Genomic DNA, 21,261 nt, shown 5'->3' with positions numbered 1-21,261 from the left:
GTTGGTTGTTATACGGCTACCACGATAATGCTACTTGCTATGAGAAAGTCCAATATGGTTAGCTATCGCCAACCTGCAAAGGATAATTTGTACAAATTTGAATAAGTACACTAATCTTTAAGTGATTCGTGCCGACAAATGACTAAAGAGCCATTGTTTCCATTTGATGTAAAGGACTAAAACCTCTATGTTTGTTCTAAAAACAAAGCATGACCAACTGATTCAAGATAATAAAAGATTACAGAATGAGTTAAACAAAATTACAGATGAAAACACTCAACTGACTTTAGATAATCAGCAGTTAACAACACAGCTGCACAATACTCAAAATGATGTAAATACTAAGTTTAAGCACATGCTATTAGATAGTACCATTGAGTGTATTCGCCAAATTGAAGGGGTGCGCGGCAGTGTACTTGAAGCGCATTTAGCTATTGAAGAAGAAAGACAAAGTAGCGATCAAATTAATCAATTACTAGATGTGTCCAATAACTCATTGAATAGTATTGTTGCTGGTATGCAGTTATTAACTGACAAAATGGGCGGAATGACCACTAATATTACAGGCTTATCATCAATGGCCGGCAGTATTAATACCTTTGTATCAACAATTTCGAGTATTTCAGATCAAACCAATTTATTGGCATTGAATGCTGCTATTGAAGCTGCACGTGCTGGCGATGCTGGCCGTGGTTTTAGTGTCGTAGCTGATGAAGTACGTGCTCTTGCTAGCAATACCAGTACCTCCGCCAATGAGGTATCAGACTTAGTCAAAAAAATCATTGGCAGTACTGCAGAAACTGTGAAGTCAGTTGATGATATCCAAGGCAGCAATGAGCAACTAGCTGGTGATGTTAAAACTCTGAGCAGTGACTACGAATCGATTATTTCATGCAGCACGTCCATGAAAGAAGCTATTGGGCATGCGTCATTGCGCACGTTTATTCAAACGGTCAAGCTGGACCATATTGTATGGAAAGGAGATATTTATGCCGTTGCATCGGGTGCGAGCAATAAGTCTATCGATACATTTTCTGATCACACCATGTGCCGATTAGGTAAGTGGTATCAAACCACTGGGCGTGAATCTTATTCGCAACTGTCTGCATTTAAGCGACTAGAAGAGCCCCATAAGCAAGTGCATCGCAGCGGTATTGAAGCATTATCGTTAATACAAGCGGGTGAGCATCACGAAGCACTTAAATATCTGAATGCAATGGAGCATGCTAGTGAACAAGTGATGCATAATTTGGATGAGCTTTCACGTCAAGTGTAGTGTGCGTATTAATAGTGTTGAATATAGTGTGTTAAGCCCAATCTTTTGATTGGGCTTTTTTATGGCTCAGAGTATAGCAATAAAAAGATCAAATAACTGCTTGCTTATTTAAGATTACAGTTGTAATTTAAATAAATGGATTACATATGTAATCTTAATAAGTGAACCACAACCTAGTAAGTGACTAAGCATGAAAGAAATCAGTAACAGTGAATTGTTAGTATTACAGCAACTTTGGCTGCGGTCGCCATTAACCTCTAATGAGCTGGTTGAAGCATTAGAGCAAAGCCATGATATGCATGAAAAAACAGTAAAAACCTTACTGAATCGTTTAGTTAAAAAAAATGCGCTGAGTTTTGAAAAACAAGGGCGCACATATCATTACTCGCCGTTAATTGCTGAGCAGGAATACACATTAAAAGAGTCAGTGTCTTTTGTAGATAGACTATTTGCCGGAAAATTAACCCCATTAGTGGCCGGTTTTGCTGAAAAAAACAAGCTATCGGCTGAGGATGTTGCTGAGTTACAAAGCTTGCTTGATGATTGGCACAAGGAGCAAAAGTGATGATCAGTTGGTTTATGGAACAAACCCTATTACTTAGCTTAGTGTGTTCACTATTATTAATCTTACATCGTTTTTTATTGTCAAAAATAGGCGCGCATTATACCTATAGTCTTTGGCTTGTTGTGCCATTATTGCCGCTGGCGGATGTAGTGCAAACCCTGTTACCACAGTATTTTAATTGGTTAAGCCCAAATCAAACACTGGGCGTTATTCAACAATATTATGTACTGGCCACTGATACCGCATCGATGTCGAGCAGCTTGTTTAAGTTATTATATTTGCCTTACCTGTATGCCGCAGTGGTGTTGGTACTGGTGGTTAACTTAGTCTCAGATTCTATTCATCTGCAACAGCTCACGCGACGCGCCAAGCCTTTTGTGATTGAGTCAGGCAAGCTTAATGTATTTATTCATCCCAATATTGAATCGCCCATGTTAGTAGGGTTAATCGCGCCGCAAATATTAGTGCCAAACAGTTTTACCTTGCTTGATAGTCATCAGCAAGACGCCATTATTCAGCATGAGCTTTATCATTATCAGCGCGGTGATTTATGGGCCAATATATTGGCTTATAGCTTAACGATTATGTTTTGGTTTAACCCGCTGATGTGGTGCGCTTACCGCCGTTTTAGGCAAGATCAAGAGCTGTCATGTGACGCACAAGTGACTGCCAATATGGAAACAGATTCTAAAATTGCCTATAGCAAAGCGCTATTGGCTTATTCGCAGCATGCACCGTTAAGCATGTTACATACTCACTATGGCGACAAAACCATACTTAAAGAAAGGATCTTACAAATGAAAAAACAACATGGAAAAAATATCTTGGTATTAATGGGAGTGACGCTATTACTCAGTGTTAGTGCGCTAACCTTAAATCAGCAAGCGCAAGCAGGCGACAATCAAAGCCATACGCAAGCTAAAGCTGATGGAATATACCCTACAATTCGTATTGAACCTGTTTATCCTATTGAGGCTGCTAAAGAAGGGATGAATGGTTATGTGCAATTGTCGTTTGATATTAATCCAGCAGGAAAGGTATCAAATGTGATGGTGATTAAGTCATCTCCTGCAGGGGTATTTGATGACTCCGCGGTGACAGCACTTGAGCAGTGGCAATATCAAACCTCCGCTAATGGCATGAAAGGTGCGCAGGTTCAATTAGACTTTGTTATTCATCAGCCAGATGCTTCAGTGGAAAGAATACAGGTCCGCTAAAATGGCTAAAGCTAAGTTATTAAGGCTAAGTTAGTCTGGCTAAATTAGCAGGTTAAGTACAACGCTGAGGTGTCAGCTTGAGCCTGTAAATAATAATGTGCCTTGTATTAACATTGCACTAGCGTTTGTTTAGGTTTGGCTTGATCAACTAAACCTTACACTTAATCAATATTGAGATGAATTTTCTGTATTTCCTTCCGAGTCAGTTTTATTGATGTGTACTGGTCAAGCCAAACTGGACACTTTTAGTTGAGAATTTTCAAACTCTACCGGTGACAGATCACCATTAGCAGAATGAAGTCGCTCCAAGTTGTAATATTTCATGTAAGCAGTCACATCTTGCTTCATAAACTCCCTTGTTGGTTGAGCAACGTTAAAAATCCAATCGTGTTTCAAGCTGCCAAAGAAACGCTCAACGACTGCGTTATCCCAACACGCACCCACATCACCCATACTGGCTCGGATACCATAGCTCGATAGCAGCCTACCGAATTGCTTACTGGTATACTGTGAGCCTCGGTCACTGTGAAATACCAGCCCTCTGGCCGGTTGGCGCAGGTTGTAGGCTTTCATTAATGCCTTGGATACCAAATCTGTAGTCATGCGTTTGTCTATGTGCCACCCAACAATCCGGCGTGAATATAAATCCATTACCACTGCTAAATACATCCAGCCTTCACCTGTCTTTAGTAGAGTAAGAGGCAGAGCGTAGTCGAACTATTTCTCTGCTTCTCCTCTCCGAACCGTACGTGCACCTTTCAGCGCATACGGCTCTCCGCTTAATTGTGGCTAACAGCCATGGCAACATCGCTATAGCGAGACGTGACAGTATTTCTAATTTCATCTCTGAGGTAGGGGTTTGCTTCTGGTGATCGCCATCTAAAGGGTAATTTAGGGCTACTCACTAATCTAAATAGTGACGCGCCACATAAATTTCCACGATTGCTTTTACCAAATAACACCCATGTCGTTGCCTGATTTGGTGTCGGACGTTTGATCCATTTCATCATTAACGATTTAATAGAACAACGATATTTCCTAGCCAACCACTTAGCGAGTTTCCAGAAAATAATACGATCAATTTTGCTGTAAACTTTTGCGGTGTAATCAGTATGTCGATAAAATTGTGCCCAACCCTTAAGTTTGCGATTGAGTTGTTCCACTTTGTCTATCTTGCTACAGCTATGATCCCCTGATAAAGCCTGACTCAATGAATGAGAAAATGCTTTGGCTTTACCGTTTGGAATACCAGACACCACTCGCATATTTCCCTTAGGTCCACGCTTTCGAATGATCCTATGTCCGAGAAATATAAAACCGTCATTCACATGTGTAATATGAGTTTTATCCATATTTAACGTGAGTTGCAGCTTACCTTCTAGGAAGTGTCGACATTGGTCCCGAATTGCCTCTGCTTGTTGTTTATTGCCTTTGACAATCACTAGAAAGTCATCAGCATAACGGCAATAAGCAACGGCAGGTTTCCATTGTCTGTTTTCCTCAACCGCAGGTTTTCGCTTGATTTTGATACTGTGGTTCCAGTACCAGCGGTCTTTACGGGCTTTCTTGCTCAAGTAACATTTATCCAAATATTGATCGAACTCATTAAGCATTATGTTTGACAATAACGGAGAAATTACACCACCTTGTGGTACGCCTTCGCTTGTTGCACAAAATAGGTTACGTTCAATATGTCCGGCTTTAATAAAGCGCCAAAGCAATTCATTAAATCGACGACAATTGATTCGTTTACGTACACATTTCATCAATAATCGATGGTGAACTGTATCAAAATAACTTGATAAGTCACCTTCAACTACCCAGCGGCCTCTAGGCTCCTTGGATTCAGTCATTTGTAGCTTAACTGTTCTAATGGCGTGATGGACGCTACGCTCGGGTCTGAAACCGTAGGATAATGAATGAAAATCATTTTCCCATATTGGTTCCATGGCCATGAGCATGGCACGTTGTACTATTCTGTCTCTAAGCGTTGGTATGCCTAAGGGGCGTTGCTTTCCATTGGCCTTGGGGATATAAATTCTTCTAGCAGGTTTCGGTTGATAGTTACCTGACAATAAATCATCTCTGATCTCATCAAGGTAACCTACCAAATTCATCTGTAAATGAATCTTCGTTAACCCATCAACACCAGGCGTTTTAGCACCTTTTGAAGAAAGCGTTACTTGTGCCGCTTGGCTAAGCCAATGCGGATGACTGATAAGGCGCAACAGTCGATTAACGCGGTGCGCTTTATCGGTTGCTGTCCATGTTGCTAATTTGCGTTGCATTTCGCTGATTATCAAAGGTATTCACCTCATTAAGGTCAGATAATTTGCTCACGCAAATCAATTAAACTGCGTCCCTTCGCCATGTAATGGGCTTTCCCCATCTCAGACTACTACGAACGCTCCGCCAGCTTGTTTGTCATCGGGGTCATACTCCCTTAGCATTCAAAACAAACCTTCCCCGGTTTACCTACCTGAACTCAACCATATTGGGGTGGATGCCGATCGCAGTCTTTGACCTTATCGTACTGTAAGGTGATGATGCTTAAACGCAGAATTGTGATTTAACGTTTATCCATTAATAAGTACATATTTATTACTCATTAACTCGGCAATAGTGCCCATACATTTAGCACTATTGCAGCACCATATTACCTATTAATTCGTGTAGGCAATGGCGACGTTTCAGCCCATAGATGCGGGTTAATCGGTTCATGTTCTTCATCCGTCCAATACTTAGTCTAGAGGAGCATCTTGGCTTAACGAATTCGCCTCACTCCCCGTTGTCAGCGAGTTACATCACCTTATCAGCATACGATAAGTCACTGCCGCTCAGACTCAACTATCTGCACAACCAGATAGTGCCATAAACAATGTAGCTCCTGCCGTAGTGTTCATGTATTTCAGATAGACTCGTGGTTCATTAAAGCATTCCATGCTAGTGCTGAACTCCGGGCACACAATAGGTCACGTCACCCGCCCAAACCTCATTAGCCGATACTGGGTTAAAGTTCATGTTTAACAGGTTATCAGCCACTGCATCTGAATGTTTGCGCTGTGTAGTCACCTTGTAAGCTCGTCGCTGGGTAGCTTTGAGTCGAAGGCGGTGCATAATTTTACGAACGAGATAGCGACCAACCTGGTAGCCTTCCTTGCGCAATTTCTTCACCATTTCACGATTTCCTAAGCTGCCTCGACTTTGCTTAAATAGCTGTCTAACAAGGCGATAAAGCTTCAGTGTTTCAAGGCTTATCACGTTTGCTGGGCGTTTATGCCAATCGTAATAGCCTGACTTACTGACACTCATTACTCGGCATAAGAGTGCGATAGGGAACCGGTTAGATTGCTGTTTGATGAAGCGAAATTTTACTTCATTTCTCTCGCAAAGAAGGCGCTTGCCTTTTTTAGTATTTCTTTCTCCATGCGTAATTCTTTGTTTTCTCTACGCAATCGTTTCAACTCATCACGCTCAGATTCTTCTAAGGTGATACCTTGTTGCAGGGCTTGGTGTTTTTCCTTCCAGTTGTAAAGCAGGCTAGTGCTAACCCCAAGAGACTTTGCTGCATCAGCAACGCTATAACCTTGCTCTAGCACCATCAAGACGGCTTCATCTTTAAATACCTGCGGATAACTCTTATGTGATTTTTTTAGACTCATATTGACCTCTTAATTTATTGACCATACTGTCTCAAAATTAAGTGTCCGATGGAATTAGACCAGAACAATGCTTGTTTAAAGTATTACCTCCTTAGTGATTACTTTTATTTCTATTAAGCTTAAATTTATCATCAATAAGCGTAATTTCGTCAAAATACGATACATTTACGACATATTTGTGAAAAAAATAATTCCCTTAAAACATACTCAAAGCCGCATCCCCACAGGGTTTACATAATTCTGTCATGTTGCGGAAATGTTATTGTCATTTTTAAGCAGTCTTTTTGTCATTTTTACTCGTTAGTTTTATGCACCAGCAAATGCGTATGCCTATGGCGCGCACTAAACCCTAACTAACTTGAAATGCAATCCGTCTTCGGAGATGACAATGGAACTGAAAAACCTTTTTAAACTTACGGCGCTTTCTACTGCTTTAGCAGCAACTTTAGGGCTTGCGGGTTGTGGTGGTGATATCAATATCAACACAGGTAGCGATACCGTGACACCGACTCCAACAATACCAACAACGCCAACAGAAACGGCTCAACAAAAATCTTATAGTGGCTTTGCAACTAAAAGCACCACCTTTGCATCAGTTGATGGCAAAGAGGTTTGGGAATTAAAAGGCACATTAGCTCCCTCTACAGCGGCATCAACCATTTCTACTGGCGGCCAAAACGGCGATAAAATCGTGCTTGGTAACGACGTTGTATGGCTGCTAAATGGCGCAGTCGTTGCCGGTGGCGATAATGAAAAATCAGTTGAGTTAGCTATTCTGCCTGGTACTAAAATTTTAGGCGGCAGTGATTCATATTTAGTCATTAGTCGTGGTTCAAAAATAATGGCCGAAGGTTCGGCTACCGCGCCTATCGTATTCACCTCAGCAGAAACTGCATTAGGCCAACCAGGCGAAGCGGGTCAATGGGGCGGCTTAGTGTTACTGGGTAATGCACCGGTTAATACTTGTCCTGACTTAACAAATTGTGATGCGTCATTTGAAGTGGGTAACCACAGTTACGGCGGTGATAACACCCAGGACAACTCTGGTGTGATTAAGTACGTCCGCGTTGAGTTTGGCGGCTTTAAAATTAACGATACCCAAGAAATGAACGGTATCAGCTTTGCTGGTGTAGGTAGCGGCACTCAAGTTGACCATATTCAAGTGCATTTAAATAACGATGACGGCGTAGAATTTTGGGGCGGTAACGTGTCAATTTCAAACGTGGTACTAACAGAAAACTTTGATGACTCGTTAGATTGGACAAACGGTTGGCAAGGTAGCGCACAGCACGTGTATATTCGTCAAGCTGACAACGGCTCAAACCGTGGTATCGAAGCTGACAGCAATAAAAGCGCTAGCGCAACGCCAATGTCTAAACCAACACTCGCTAACATTACCATGCAGGTGGCTAACGGTACTCACGCCGGTGGTGACGATGCTGAAGGTATCTTATTCCGCGTTGGTACAGGCGTAACAGCTTATAACTTATTAGTGAAAGGCGATGTTGATTCTGGCGAATGTTTAGAAGTCAACGATGACAACACAGTCAACAATGCGAATACAGGCGAGTTAACCGTTGAAAACAGCTTAGTCGATTGTGTTGAGCCATTTAAAAATGCTAAGGCAGATGCTGCTGAAGGCCGCACTTTAGCATTAGATGTTAAAGCTTGGTATCAAGGTCAAAGCGGTAACTTAGTGGGCGCATCAGACTTAACAGACTATATGCCAAATTCATCATCTGTAGCATTAACCGGTGGCAAAGCCGATTTAAGTAATCTTGATGACCGCTTAGTTGATGCACCTTATATTGGCGCGTTCGACGGTACTACCGATTGGACTTTAGGCTGGACCACTGCGATCCACGGTGACACAGCACCTGCACCGACCACACTTCCGACATTAACATCTTGTCCTGTAGGCACAACTGCTGAAACAGTGGTTGCCGGTTTATACAAAGATGACACAGTCACTTTAGTGTGTACTTTACAGGGTAACGTACTGAGCAACACTACACTGCTTGCCGGTCAAAACGTGATGTACAAAATTGACGGCGGTGCGGTAGTGGTTGGTGGTGATAAAACTAACTCTGCTACCTTAGCGATTCAAGCGGGCACTAAGTTGTTTGCAACGGATAACAGCTACATAGCGGTTAGCCGTGGTTCAAAAATCATGGCTCAGGGCAGTGCTGCGCACCCAATTGAAATGACGTCACAGCAGGACGTTATTGCTGGTGCAACGGGCGAACGCGGTCAATGGGGCGGCTTAGTGATTTTAGGTAAGGGTTTAACCAATACTTGTCCTGATAAAAATGCCTGTGATGCGTCATTTGAAGTCGGTGATTTCCCGTATGGTGGTAACGACAACACTGATAACAGCGGTCAAATCAGCTACGTAGTGATTAAATATGCTGGCTTTAAAGTGAACGACACCCAGGAAATGAACGGTATTTCATTTGCCGCAGTGGGTAGCGGTACACAAGTAGACCACATTCAAGTCCATGCTAATGGCGATGACGGTGTTGAGTTCTGGGGTGGCGCGGTTAACTTGAAATATGTTTACCTTACGCACAACTTCGATGACAGCTTAGATTGGACCAACGGTTGGACCGGTAAAGCACAGTTTGTGTACATTACCCATGAAGATGGCAATGCAAACCGTGGTATTGAAGGCGACAGCCACAAAGGTGCAACAGATACACCAGTATCTAAGCCAAAGCTGGCTAACTTCACTATCTTACCAGGTACAGACATTGAAAATGCTAGCGGTGATAAAGGCGAGGGGATCTTACTTCGCGTAGCCACAGCAGGTGAGCTTTATAACGTGTTAGTGCAAGGTCGTAAAGGTAGCACAAGCACTACAGAGTCAGGTGAATGTTTAGAACTAGATGGCAGCTATGCTGGCTTAGTCGACAACGTTAACAACAATACCTTGACTATGTCTCACTCAATTATCGACTGTAATGAGCCATTCAAATATAGCTCTGATAATGCGGCTACAGCCAATGCTGTCAATGTTGAAACCTGGTTTATGGGTCAAGAAGGTAACGCTACAACAGCGGTTACCCTCACTGACGGTATGCCAGCGGCAACAGATGCAGCACTTATTGGCACAGGTAAAGACTTAAGTACCGATGACAACTTCTTCGAATCAACCAACTTTATTGGTGCATTCGATGGCCAGAATGACTGGCGTCAAGGTTGGGCTTACTTTCCACAGTAACCCTAATCTAATCGTAAATTAAGTTTATAGCCGCTCGCTAATGCGCAATGTTAGCAGCGGCTATCTCTGAACCGCATACAGGACTGTTAACGTATGAAAACCAAGCCGAGTTTTACCGCCAACAAATTAACCCTCGCAATTATATCGGTACTTTCTGTTACCTCATTTGCCGCACCGGTTTTAGCTCAAGATGACACAGCGAATCCACAGCAAGCACAAAGCAATGAAGCGTCGACAAATAAGACTGGAGAATCTTTTCCCATAGAACCGATTGAGGTAATTTCTGTTACTGGGCGACTACGTACCTCAGCTTCGGCCGCGACAGAAGAGCGTCGCGAACAAATTGCTGTAGCCGATATTATGGGCTCAGAACAAATTTCTAGAACCGGTGATGGTGATGCCGCAGCAGCGCTGCGCCGTGTGACCGGATTAACCTTAAAAGATGGAAAATTCATTTATGTTCGCGGTTTAGGTGAGCGCTATTCAAGCACCTCACTCAACGGTGCAACAGTGCCATCACCTGATCCAACCCGAAATGTGGTGCCATTAGACATGTTTCCGGCATCAATTATTGAATCTTTATCAGTACAAAAGTCAGCCTCGGCAGAAAAGCCCGCCGCATTTGGTGGTGGTCATGTCGACATTCGCACTAAAGCGATTCCGGCTAACTTCTTTTTCAAAGCCTCTGCTGGTGGACGTTTCAATACTAATGACAGCAATGACACCTATACCTACAACGGTGGCGGTGATGATTGGACCGGCAAAGATGATGGCACTCGTGCTATGCCATCAAGTATTAATAACGCCATTAATCAATATGGCGGCATTAGCCCAATAGACATAGTTAGTGGCTCAAACGGGGCAATAAATTACCCCGCTGCGCAAAAAATGAATCGTGAATTAGCCTTAGACATGTACCGCGACATGGCGGTAAAAACGGAAAGTACCGACCCAGGCTTTAGAGGCGACGTTGCCCTAGGTGATCGCTGGGACTTTTCCGACGATATCGTGTTTGGTGCGCTGGCGGCTTATTCATATAAACAGCAAGCTGAAAACTACACCAAGTATGAAGTGGAGTTAGATGGCGACAGCGAACAAGCTCAAATTGAAAACCAAAAAGATGTTATGGGGACAGATTCAATTGTGCAAATGTCTACCATGCTTAACCTTGGGTTAGAAATTGGCTACAACCATAAAATTGAAACTTTCACCACTTACCTGCGCGACACCTCTAATGACGTGTCGGTCGGTATTGAAGAAACCATAGACACCCTAGGTGAACCTAATGCGCTGCAAGTGTATGAAATTGATTATGAAGAAAGATCATTAATCAGCAATCAAATTAAAGGTCATCACTTTGTTGAAGCATTAAATGATTCCGAGTTTAATTGGATGTTCTCTGACGCTAAATCAGAGCGTAATGCCCCTAACGAATTATCATACACTTATAACGTTATTTTAGATGAGGCTAACCAGCCGGTTTCGCGTAACCTAAATACCCAAGATGCCCCTAAATACGTGTATTCAAATCTACAGGACGAAAGCCAAAACTACGGTTGGGACTTTGCTTATCCGGTACAGTTTGATGATGCGTTAATGAAAGTGAAAGTAGGCTATCAATATTACGAACGCACCCGTGAAAGCTTCGCGACACGTTTAGGGTTAGATGTAGACTTAAGCCCAACTGACCCAAATGGTAATATTTTATCTCAAGATTTTGATGATATTTTCTCTAATGACAATATCAATAATGACACCTTAGGGCTTGAGTTGAAAGATGCCTCAACCGACACCGAAGACTATGTTGCAGCAGAGATAAATGATGCCGCCTTTATCAGTTTTGATGTCGACTTTGACGATGTATGGCGCGTTTATGCAGGTTTGCGATATGAAGATTTTCGTCGAGTCACATTGCCGATAACCCCAGAAGGAGAAATATCTGACGAGGGCGGCCGCTACGATTTAGAAGATTACGCCATTGCCGAAGACGGCTGGTTCCCATCAATGTCACTCACCTGGAAGCAAACCGACACCACCCAATGGCGTTTAGGGGCAAGTAAAACCATAGTGCGCCCAGACTTACGTGAAGTGTCGCCGGTTCGATTCCAAGATCCAGTCACAGGTTTTGATTTCTTCGGTAATCCAGAACTTAAAAGCTCAGACATGTATAACCTTGATTTACGCTGGGAATACTATTCAGAAGCCGGTGACAACTACAGCTTAGGCGGGTTTTATAAAGACGTAGACGCGCCAATTGAGCCAATACAACGTATTTCAGAAGCCGGTCGCCAGCTTAAGTTTTATAACGCTGAGTCGGGTTATGTTTATGGTATTGAAGCCGAGTTTTTACAAACGCTAGACTTCATCAGTGAAGGCAGCATGTTGGAAGACTTCTTTGTTGCCGGTAACGTGACCTTAGGTGATTCAGAAATTACCATTGCCCCTAATGGTGAAATTGACCCGACTAACAATACGCGCCGCATGACAGGGCATTCAGCCTGGGTTGCCAACGTGCAGTTAAGTTACGATTCATCTAACAGTTATCACAGCGCCACTTTGGTTTATAACGTGTTTGGTGAGCGTATTGCTTACGGCGGCCGTGGTGGTCTAGATGATGTGTATGAAAAACCATTCCACAGCTTAGATTTTACTTACAGCTTTTTCCCCACCACCAGTTTGGCGGTTAAGTTAAAAGCGAAAAATCTGTTGGGTGAAGTGACCGAATACGATCAACAAGATATTCAAGTGTATGCCAAAGACCCTGGCACAGAATACACAGTGCAGTTCAGTTACGAGTATTAATACTCATTGTGACCCCTTAGTTGGCGAGCAATATAAGTTGAACGCAGTAAAACCAAGTACTGATTTTTAGCCGCTTTTACTCATCATTTCAGCTGCTAAAAATGTGTATGGCCACTTTCTTTGGAACGAGAAAGTGGCCTTTTTCTTTTTGTTTACCGCAGTTGCATCAAAATCACTTTTACTAGATCATGCGTCGCTGCTAATTGTTACTGCCAATCTTGACAAATACCGATTAACCCCTAAGCCTTAAGTGAATGACGACTATGTTTAACCGCCTTAAATACCTGTTGTATGTTCTATTAGCACTGTCGACCAATGCATGTGCTATGCAGACGGGAGTGACTCAAACGGGCAGTATTAACGCACCATTAATTGATGAAGCCAGCGGCCTAGCAGTATCACGTTTGAATGAACAAATACTTTGGACACATAACGACAGTGGCGACACCGCAAGGTTATTTGCAATAGACACCTGCGGTAATCAGTTGGTCACACTGAATGTTAAAGGCGTAAAAAATACCGATTGGGAAGATATCGCCTCGTTTGTTTACCAGGGACAAGCGTATTTATTAATAGCCGATATTGGTGACAACTCACAGCAGCGAACACAATATCAATTACACCTTATAAAAGAACCTGATTTAAGCCAGCTGAATGGCCAAAAAACACTGTCGGTAACCCCTCTTTGGAGCATGGCATTTACTTATGAAGACGGCGCTCGCGACAGTGAATCAGTCGCGGTTGATGTGGCTAAGCAAAAAATACTGTTACTGACAAAACGCGATAAACAGCCCATTTTATACGAATTACCTTTAATCAGTCCGACCTCAAAGCAAGGCCTGTCAAGCAGTCAATCGGTTCAAACATTTAACAAGCAGGCCAAAAGGTTGGGTGAAATCGCGCCGTTACCCACGGCCGTACTTGATTATGCGAGTATCTATACCTGGATAGGTTTTGCCGGAAAACCCACTGCAATGGACATATCCGCAGATGGATTATCTGCTGTGGTGTTAACCTATACTCACGCATTTTATTTTAGCCAATCACAGCCCGGTGATTGGCTAACTTTGTTGTCGACAGCGCCTAAACAAATTAACTTACCATCAATAACCCAAGCCGAAGCTGTGGGGTTCAGTCAAGATGGTCACAGCATTTACATCACCTCAGAACGGCTGCCAGCGCCATTATATAAAGTGGATTTGAAGCCCTATCAGCCCCAGCATTAACTAGCACTTTTATTTGGGGCCAGAGGCCACTAACGTCTTGATGCTGTGGGCGAAAAGTGAAAGTGGTTGTGTCTCTTGGTTATAGTGATAACGACTCAAGTTGTTGATAATATTAACTAAAGAAGTTGTGTTACTTCATTATAAAAATGGCTTAGTCATACTCATGCCGACCCATCAAGATATTCAATTTATCGTAACGAAAAATGAACCGATACTACTTTGCTATAAAACCTAAATGTTGCTAAGTGTCACTATGCAGTCTACTTTTAATCCAAGGCAATTCAAAAAACTCATCAAAGGACTTGTTATGCAGGCATTTACAAAGTCATTAATATTAGTTTCTGTTTTTAGTAGTAGCGCAGTATTAGCCGATACCATTAGCATCCGAGCTGACAATTGGTTTCCCATGAATGGCCAACCCAACGCTCAGCAACCAGGTTATATGATTGAATTAGCAACTCATATTTTTACTGCTGCCGGTCATACGGTTGATTATAAATTAATGCCTTGGGAACGTGCTGTCGACTCAGTGCGCAAAGGAGAATTTGACTGTGTGGTTGGCGCCTACAAAGATGATGCGCCAGATTTTGTCTATCCTCAGGCACCTTGGGGAATGGACAGTACGGTATTTTTTGTTAAAGCAGGCGATAGCTGGAATTACAGCGGATTGGCATCATTTCAAGGAAATAAGATTGCTATAATTAAAGGCTATGCTTACGGTGATGAATTTGATCAATATGTTATTGATAACCCAAGTATGTTTGATGCAATAGGCGCAAATAACGGCCTTGAAAACAACATTAAAAAGCTCGTGGCGGGAAGAGTAAATGTTGTTGCCGAATCCCCCAGTGTTATGGAGGCAAAACTTAAAGAAATGGGCGTCAGTGGCATAGTTGCAGCGGGCTCTTTGGGCGAGGCAACTGAAATGTACATAGCCTGCAGTCCGGCAAAAGCGACTTCTGCAGGCTACATCAAGTTGATTGATGAAGGGACTGCAAAACTAAGGGAATCGGGCGAATTCGAAAAAATCTTATCATCTTATGGGATCAGTGATTGGCAGTAATTGTTTGTCATTATAGTCATTCTAAATCCATTCAGCCTTGTGCGAGCAAGATACTCAAGGCAATATATAGTCACTCACATAGACACTTTCGGTGAACTAAGACAATAGTCTCCCACCGAAGGCTTTTGACCTGAGTTATCTATTTAACCGCTTGCCCTTGTTGTTCTGTTTATGCGACTCATATCCCGCTAGAAGCGGTTGTACTGAGCTGATGTTTACCAAAGAGGTTGGCTATGCATGATTTTGAATGGATTGGCCTCAATGAAGTTCTTACCACTGCGTCTTTCAATGTCAACCCATGAGAATTAGAACCAACCTTATCCTTTGCCTGTTAGGGCTAGCATTAGTTGTACAGCGCTATCTATTAATCGTTAACAACAAACTTGGTGAGTGTGTAAAATTATACCGAACTCCCCTCACTTGGTTTCTATTTGCGAAAATGAGCATTGTCGTTTATTGTTCAGCTACTCTATTCACCTTCGATATTCTGAATATGCGAAAGCTCGCACTTCTAATTCTTGTTTGCTTTGCTCTGGAAGCTTGGGCTACGCCAGGGGTAAGAGTTGAGTATCGTGATAAGCCTCCTTACACTTATAGCGAAAGTGGCCAACCTCGCGGCTTTATTATCGATATGACCCAGGAGATCTTTCGCCGTGCCGGTGTTGCAGCGACTTATTCAGAAGTCCCGGTTAAGCGTATTTTTGCTAATATTCAGAACGACAGTGCAGCTATCTGTTCCCCAAGCTGGTATAAGCTGGCCGACCGGGAGTTATATGCAAATTTTTCACTGGTGATCCATAAAGATAGGCAGCACATGGTGCTAGTGGCCCCCAGGGTTATCGAGCTTGTAAAACAACACCATAGCTTAAGTTCATTGTTCGGAGATCCACGACTCAAGCTCGGCGTGGTTGCCCACGTGTCCTATGGCCCTGAGCTTGATCTGGTAATAGCGAGTAAACTTGAACGTGTAACCGATTCGGCGCGATCCGTGGAGAGTCTGGCTAAGATGGTGTCATTCAATCATGGGGCCGACTATATGCTTATAGACAGGGAAGATTATGATTATATCAACCGAATGGGTGAAATCAGTGCCATGGGTTTGCTGCCAATGTATTATTCTGACATGCCGTCAGGACTGAATCGTTATCTTATGTGTTCCAAAAGCGTAGATGTCGAGACAATGGCACGTTTGAATCAGGCAATACGTGAGTTGTTACCCGAAATCAATGACTGATACATCGAGCTACCCACATAAATTATTCGGCTATCCTACAAAGTTTCCCCTGACCCAACTAATTCCGATACGCACCTTATCGTTCGACTCAAATAAACCATAACTTTAAATAGGGTACTAATGTCATGAAGTGCATTTTAAAAGTAGGGTGTGTTGCCATCTGTCTAATCCTATCAAATATAGTTTTGGCGGTAGATTGTAACTCGCAGTGTCAGCTAACTCAGATCGAAGCTTATTTCACAGCCTTAGACAAAATGAGTCGTAAAGGCTCATCCATCAATGATATTGATACCCTCTTGAGTTTGACTCATGACGATGTCGAATACATTCACGTTGCCTATGGTGCACATTTTACTAAAGTAGTTGGCGCCAAGCGTTTGTACGAAACCTTGAACGGAGTGCGTATAAAAACACAGGTAAAAATAAAATAAGGATCACAAAGCAAATATTCGGTAATAATTACATCGCCATTGAATATTCCCACGGTATTATCCAACAAGATGGAACATGGCAGGCAACAGAGCCCTTGCTCGTTCTCTTTGGCTTCAGTGATGACAAAATCTCCTTAATCAAAGAATTGTGGTAACTGCATTTCGCAGTTTGTTTCTTTCGTTCACCCATAAAAAAACCAGCTAACAGTTGTTAGCATTGACATTACAAAATGGAAAAAAAATGAAACTAGCTAACCTTACATTAATTGTTTTTGCCTATGGTCTGTCGGGCACCGCAGTAGCAAATGAGAATCACCTAAACGATCAGCAAGACATTAAAAATGTGATTGAAACGTTCAGGTTATCCATCATTAACAAAGATAAAGAAACCTTTAACACACTTTTTTACAGTGAAAGTACTCCATGGGTCGCGGTTTTCAGCAACGAAATGGTCAATGCCAAACGAACAACAAATGCCAGCTTCCCTAACACGGTTAATTTTGGAAAGTTTGGCTCACCAGCAAACATGATATCCGATGATGAGAAACAAGAAGAAAAAATGTGGGATATTAAAATTGATACCGACGGCTATTTGGCCTCTGTTCATTTTCATTACAGTGATCATCGTAATGATATAAAAAAAGCATACGGTACAGAAGCCTGGGATTTAGTCAAAGACGGAGAAAATTGGAAAATTGTATCGGTTAAATACACGGTGACGGAAGTCCCTTCTTCAAACAATAATAGCTAAGCTATTGTCAAATTTAGACATCCACCACGCAGTTAAAGCCTAGTGAAGGTGGTTTTAGCTCTCAAGGAAATGAACTGAATATGGCCTGTCAACTTTGCGTGTATAGTAGGGTCTGTATAGTAGGGTCAGGGTAAACATAATTTTAAATTGCCTAAAAATGTAACAAAACCAAGAATATCGACCGCAATGACGGGATTTGGGCCTTGCAGTCACTCGGCCTGTGTTCGCTGCGCTATGTGAATAATTCTAACAATGGAATGTATATGAAAACTTTAAAATTAATCCCGATCTTTCTTGCAAATAAATTAACCATGCCACCCATTGTTAAATTTTAACCTAGTCTTTTAAAACCAGCAGGTTAAGGCAATGTCACAAAGGTGAATCATGATGATTTACGAGACGACCGTCCGCCCCATGGCCGCTCTTTGGCATCCATGCCATCGCGGCATTTGTGAATCCCTTCACATCAGAAAGTCGGTTGAGCTATAGGGACTTTTTATTCCAAAAGAAGTGCAGCGTGTCGGTGAGTGAATGTCATGGTTTGCCTGTATTACTAAATGTGACTGTTCCAGCTCTTGGACTAAGCGAAGCACCACGACGTTAGTGGCTGCAAGCCATAAGTACAAACACCTGGATTCCGGCTCAAAATTATTGCCGGAATGACGGAGTCAGGAAATACGAGAATCATGAAACGACCGCTGGATTTCACCCCAAGTCAGCTTATCTACTCTTCTTGACTCAAAATAAAATTGTTCACCGCTTTTGAAATCAAATCTTTTTTCATTGTCGTGCGGGCAACGTTCTGGTTAAACCAAAAGCTCATTGGCTGATCAAAGCCAATGCCGTGCATATAATTGTAAAGCGCTTTACGTAGCCCTTCCCCTAGCATGTCATGATCCGTGCCGGTTGGGTCGGTGAAATCAACATCGTTTTCAGCGAATAAAATCTCTGGCCGTTCAGCTAGGGTAATACCGAATTGTTCAGGATTCATGCCGATAGGGCTGTGGATGGTGGCGACAAAGCGGTGCCAGTAGGCTGACTGAAAACAGCCTTGTTGCATCAATTGGCGCACCATTTCCAGTGAATCAACGGTTTCTTGCTCGGTTTGAGTGGGGAAGCCATACATCAAATAAGCATGCACCAAAATACCCGCGTCACTAAAAGCTTTAGTCACGTGGGCGACGCGCTCAACACTGACGCCTTTTTTCATCAGTTTAAGTAGTCTGTCTGAAGCCACTTCAAGGCCGCCGCTGACCGCGATACAGCCTGAGTCTGCCAGCAATTGGCAGCGGTCTGGGCTAAAGGTGCGCTCAAAGCGGATATTGCCCCACCAACTGATGACCACATTGCGTTCAATCAACCGTTTTGCAAAGGCAAATAAGGTTTTTGGCGGTAAGGCTTCGTCGACAAAATGAAAACCTGTTTGTCCGGTTTCTTCGATAAGTGCTTCGATGCGGTCAACTAGAATATCAGCGCCAGCAGTGTCGTAGCGGTCGATATAATCTAAGCTGACATCGCAAAAACTGCATTTTCGCCAGTAACAGCCATGGGCTATGGTCAGTTTATTCCAGCGGCCATCACTCCAAATACGGTGCATTGGGTTAAGCATTTCACATAACGACAGGTATTCGCCTAGTGGTAGGCCATCGTAAATAGGGGCGCCAACTTCGACCTGTGGAATATCGTGCAGTTCGGTGTTTTGATTTAGATGCACATAGGGCTCACCATTTTCATCTTCAGCAAGGAAGTAAGTGCGCACTAACTCGTCTATCGCGCGCTCGCCTTCAAAGTATTCCAGCAGGGTGATAAGCGGGCGTTCGCCGTCGTCAAGACAGATATAGTCGACAAATTCGAATACCCTAGGGTCTTTAAGTGCACGCAGCTCGGTATTAACAAACCCGCCGCCCATAACGATAGGGATGTCAGGGTTAATAGCTTTACAGGTTTGCGCAATACGTAACGCGCCGAGCATATTACCGGGAAACGGCACGGTTAGTGCGACTACGCTTGGCTGCGTGTCTTCCAGATACATCTCGACCAACTGCTCCAAAATTTCAGAGCTGAAACTCGGTTCACCCATTAAGGTGTCGTAGAGGTTGTCAAAGCTTGGGTTGGCTGAGGCTAATTTCTCACCATAACGGCTAACTTCAAAATAAGGGTCGACGCCTTGGGTGATCACGTTCGACAGATCATTTATAAACAGGGTGGCCAGATATTTGGCTTTATCTTGCACACCTAAATTACCAAAGGCCGCTTGCAATACATCGCCAGATATTTCTTCCATCTGGGCTATGGTGTCAAATGCAGGGCCTTCGGGTAAAAAACGGCGTGAGTTAATTCGCATCGCCAAGCTTGGGTCTTTACCCTGTAAAAAGCGGATCGCGGGTTCAACGGCCAGCAGGTAACGATCGTATTCAGCTAGAAAGTTGAAGATAACATCGGGCAGTTCATCGTCTTCAAAGTGTTCAAAGTTTTCTTCGACATGCTGGCGAATAATCTCTAGCGCTGGCGCTGTCATCATTTCAAGAAATAACTCAATAGCAGGATCCCGCTGCACCGCCTCATAGCCCCGTGAGCGTAAAAAACCCGTTAAATACGCCGTTGCTGGGTACGGCGTATTAAGTTGAGTCATGGGTGGAGTCATTAGAAGAACGGTCATAGCCTGCCTTTAAATAGTAAAACCTGAATGCTTATTGCGAAACAGAATATTGGCAGCAAATATTGCTGCGATAAAATAATAATCAATTCTAACAAATGGCCTGTAAAAAAGCCCCGTAAATTAAAGAATGGTCTCTAGATAGCCACTACCAAGCTGTTTCATTTGTCGCTCAACCCAAACCGCTCTTTGGCTTAGATAAGGGCTTAAATTATTAGGATTACGTTTGCGAGGGCTGGGCAGTAGCACGGCCAGTCGTGCGGCTTCATTTTTGCTGAGATAACGAGCCGATTTATTAAAATAGTGCTGACTTGCGGCTTCTACGCCGTAAATTCCTTGGCCAAATTCAGCCACGTTTATATACACTTCTAGAATACGTTTTTTACCCCAAATGACTTCAAGGCTAATGGCCAACATGGCTTCTAAGCCTTTGCGAATAAAGCTTCGCCCTGGCCATAATAGAAGGTTTTTGGCGGTTTGTTGGGTGAGTGTACTAGCACCCCGAAGGCCTTTGCCATCATCATGTTGGTCAAGGGCTTTAGTGATGGCGCTTAAATCGACCCCAAAATGTTTAGTAAACAGTTGGTCTTCTGAGGCGACCATTGCCAACGGGATATGCGATGGTAGCTTATCAATGCTTATCCACTGATAGCTCACAGGGTAAGGGCTTTGCAGCATAAATGACGTAGTGGGCGGTGCAATAAACCTTAATGCAAGTAACAATAACGCGAGTACCAGCATTAATCGCCACATGACATACCATGTCCAGCCGAAAACTCCCCGTGTACGATTTTGCATTAACGCCTCTTTGTTATATTTAGCCAGATTCTTGTGCTGGTCGCTATCGACGCGCAAGAGTATAGGATAAGCGCATTAAGACCAAATTCTAATCTGCCTTGTTTAAATTTTTTCTAAGGTTAGCTGGCTTTATTATAGCTGTAGTGATTGATTCTGCTTTAATTAGTATCTGTTATCGGCTGCTATTTCTGTACATATCAATACAGGATAGCTCACAATTAACGTTCATCTGGGCGCCATTAATCTTGTCATATTAATTCGATATTTTCGTCATATTCACTGCGTAAGCTAGTGCTGACAAAAAGTTAACTCAGCGTGCGGTAATGTAAAAATGCATAACAGCAAGCATAACAGCAAGCA

13 protein-coding genes and 2 pseudogenes are annotated in these 21,261 nt (G+C 43.0%); 10 read left to right on the top strand and 5 right to left on the bottom strand.

What is annotated here, in order from left to right; translation table 11 throughout:
* Positions 1–187: 187 nt before the first annotated feature.
* From ACRWP9_RS18970 to ACRWP9_RS18960, 3 genes are all read left to right on the top strand, one after another.
* Positions 188–1,276 (top strand): methyl-accepting chemotaxis protein, encoded by a 1,089-nt coding sequence (locus ACRWP9_RS18970; protein ID WP_434927282.1) that lies wholly within the window; start codon positions 188–190, stop codon positions 1,274–1,276.
* Between the two features lie 190 nt (positions 1,277–1,466).
* Entirely contained in the window at positions 1,467–1,841 is a 375-nt protein-coding gene (locus ACRWP9_RS18965) for a BlaI/MecI/CopY family transcriptional regulator (protein WP_226413031.1), read from the top strand.
* Positions 1,841–3,058: a TonB family protein gene (locus ACRWP9_RS18960; RefSeq protein WP_434927281.1), complete on the top strand. Its 1,218-nt coding sequence runs from the start codon at positions 1,841–1,843 to the stop codon at positions 3,056–3,058. Before ACRWP9_RS18965 ends, ACRWP9_RS18960 begins: the two co-directional genes overlap by 1 nt.
* Positions 3,059–3,283: 225 nt before the next feature.
* Here ACRWP9_RS18960 and ACRWP9_RS18955 read toward each other — a convergent pair.
* From ACRWP9_RS18955 to ACRWP9_RS18945, 3 genes and pseudogenes are all read right to left on the bottom strand, one after another.
* Positions 3,284–3,757: pseudogene (locus ACRWP9_RS18955) on the bottom strand (IS3 family transposase); the annotation flags it as partial.
* A gap of 80 nt (positions 3,758–3,837) precedes the next feature.
* Complete coding sequence (gene ltrA / locus ACRWP9_RS18950) at positions 3,838–5,346, bottom strand: group II intron reverse transcriptase/maturase (protein ID WP_434926711.1); 1,509 nt, start codon at positions 5,344–5,346, stop codon at positions 3,838–3,840.
* 667 nt (positions 5,347–6,013) lie between these two features.
* Positions 6,014–6,720: pseudogene (locus tag ACRWP9_RS18945) on the bottom strand (IS3 family transposase); the annotation flags it as partial.
* A 388-nt stretch (positions 6,721–7,108) separates the two neighbouring features.
* On the opposite strand from ACRWP9_RS18945, the gene ACRWP9_RS18940 reads away from it, so the two are divergent.
* The 7 genes from ACRWP9_RS18940 (at position 7,109) to ACRWP9_RS18910 (ending at position 17,447) form a co-directional block, all read left to right on the top strand.
* Entirely contained in the window at positions 7,109–9,940 is a 2,832-nt protein-coding gene (locus tag ACRWP9_RS18940) for a hypothetical protein (protein WP_434927280.1), read from the top strand.
* Between the two features lie 93 nt (positions 9,941–10,033).
* A complete protein-coding gene (locus ACRWP9_RS18935; protein ID WP_434927279.1) occupies positions 10,034–12,742 on the top strand; it encodes a TonB-dependent receptor domain-containing protein in 2,709 nt (902 codons plus the stop codon).
* Positions 12,743–12,996: 254 nt separating this feature from the next.
* A complete protein-coding gene (locus ACRWP9_RS18930) occupies positions 12,997–13,968 on the top strand; it encodes a hypothetical protein (protein WP_434927278.1) in 972 nt (323 codons plus the stop codon).
* A gap of 307 nt (positions 13,969–14,275) precedes the next feature.
* Positions 14,276–15,031: a substrate-binding periplasmic protein gene (locus ACRWP9_RS18925; protein ID WP_434927277.1), complete on the top strand. Its 756-nt coding sequence runs from the start codon at positions 14,276–14,278 to the stop codon at positions 15,029–15,031.
* A gap of 298 nt (positions 15,032–15,329) precedes the next feature.
* Positions 15,330–16,265, top strand: a complete 936-nt coding sequence (locus ACRWP9_RS18920) for a substrate-binding periplasmic protein (RefSeq protein WP_434927276.1) — start codon at positions 15,330–15,332, stop codon at positions 16,263–16,265.
* 125 nt (positions 16,266–16,390) lie between these two features.
* Complete coding sequence (locus ACRWP9_RS18915; protein WP_434927275.1) at positions 16,391–16,696, top strand: hypothetical protein; 306 nt, start codon at positions 16,391–16,393, stop codon at positions 16,694–16,696.
* A gap of 241 nt (positions 16,697–16,937) precedes the next feature.
* On the top strand, positions 16,938–17,447 hold the full coding sequence (locus ACRWP9_RS18910; RefSeq protein WP_434927274.1) for a hypothetical protein: 510 nt from the start codon (positions 16,938–16,940) through the stop codon (positions 17,445–17,447).
* A gap of 724 nt (positions 17,448–18,171) precedes the next feature.
* On the opposite strand, the gene ACRWP9_RS18905 is transcribed toward ACRWP9_RS18910, so the two are convergent.
* A complete protein-coding gene (locus tag ACRWP9_RS18905; RefSeq protein ID WP_434927273.1) occupies positions 18,172–20,106 on the bottom strand; it encodes a B12-binding domain-containing radical SAM protein in 1,935 nt (644 codons plus the stop codon).
* Positions 20,107–20,226: 120 nt separating this feature from the next.
* Positions 20,227–20,901, bottom strand: a complete 675-nt coding sequence (gene mtgA, locus ACRWP9_RS18900; RefSeq protein WP_434927272.1) for a monofunctional biosynthetic peptidoglycan transglycosylase — start codon at positions 20,899–20,901, stop codon at positions 20,227–20,229.
* Positions 20,902–21,261 lie beyond the last annotated feature (360 nt).

The sequence above is a fragment of the Shewanella sp. HL-SH2 genome (genome assembly GCF_051164935.1).
In the GTDB taxonomy this organism is placed as follows: Bacteria; Pseudomonadota; Gammaproteobacteria; order Enterobacterales; family Shewanellaceae; genus Shewanella; species Shewanella glacialimarina.
The sequence above is the reverse complement of the archived record's forward strand: the minus strand, read 5'-3'. Positions and strand labels throughout refer to the sequence as shown.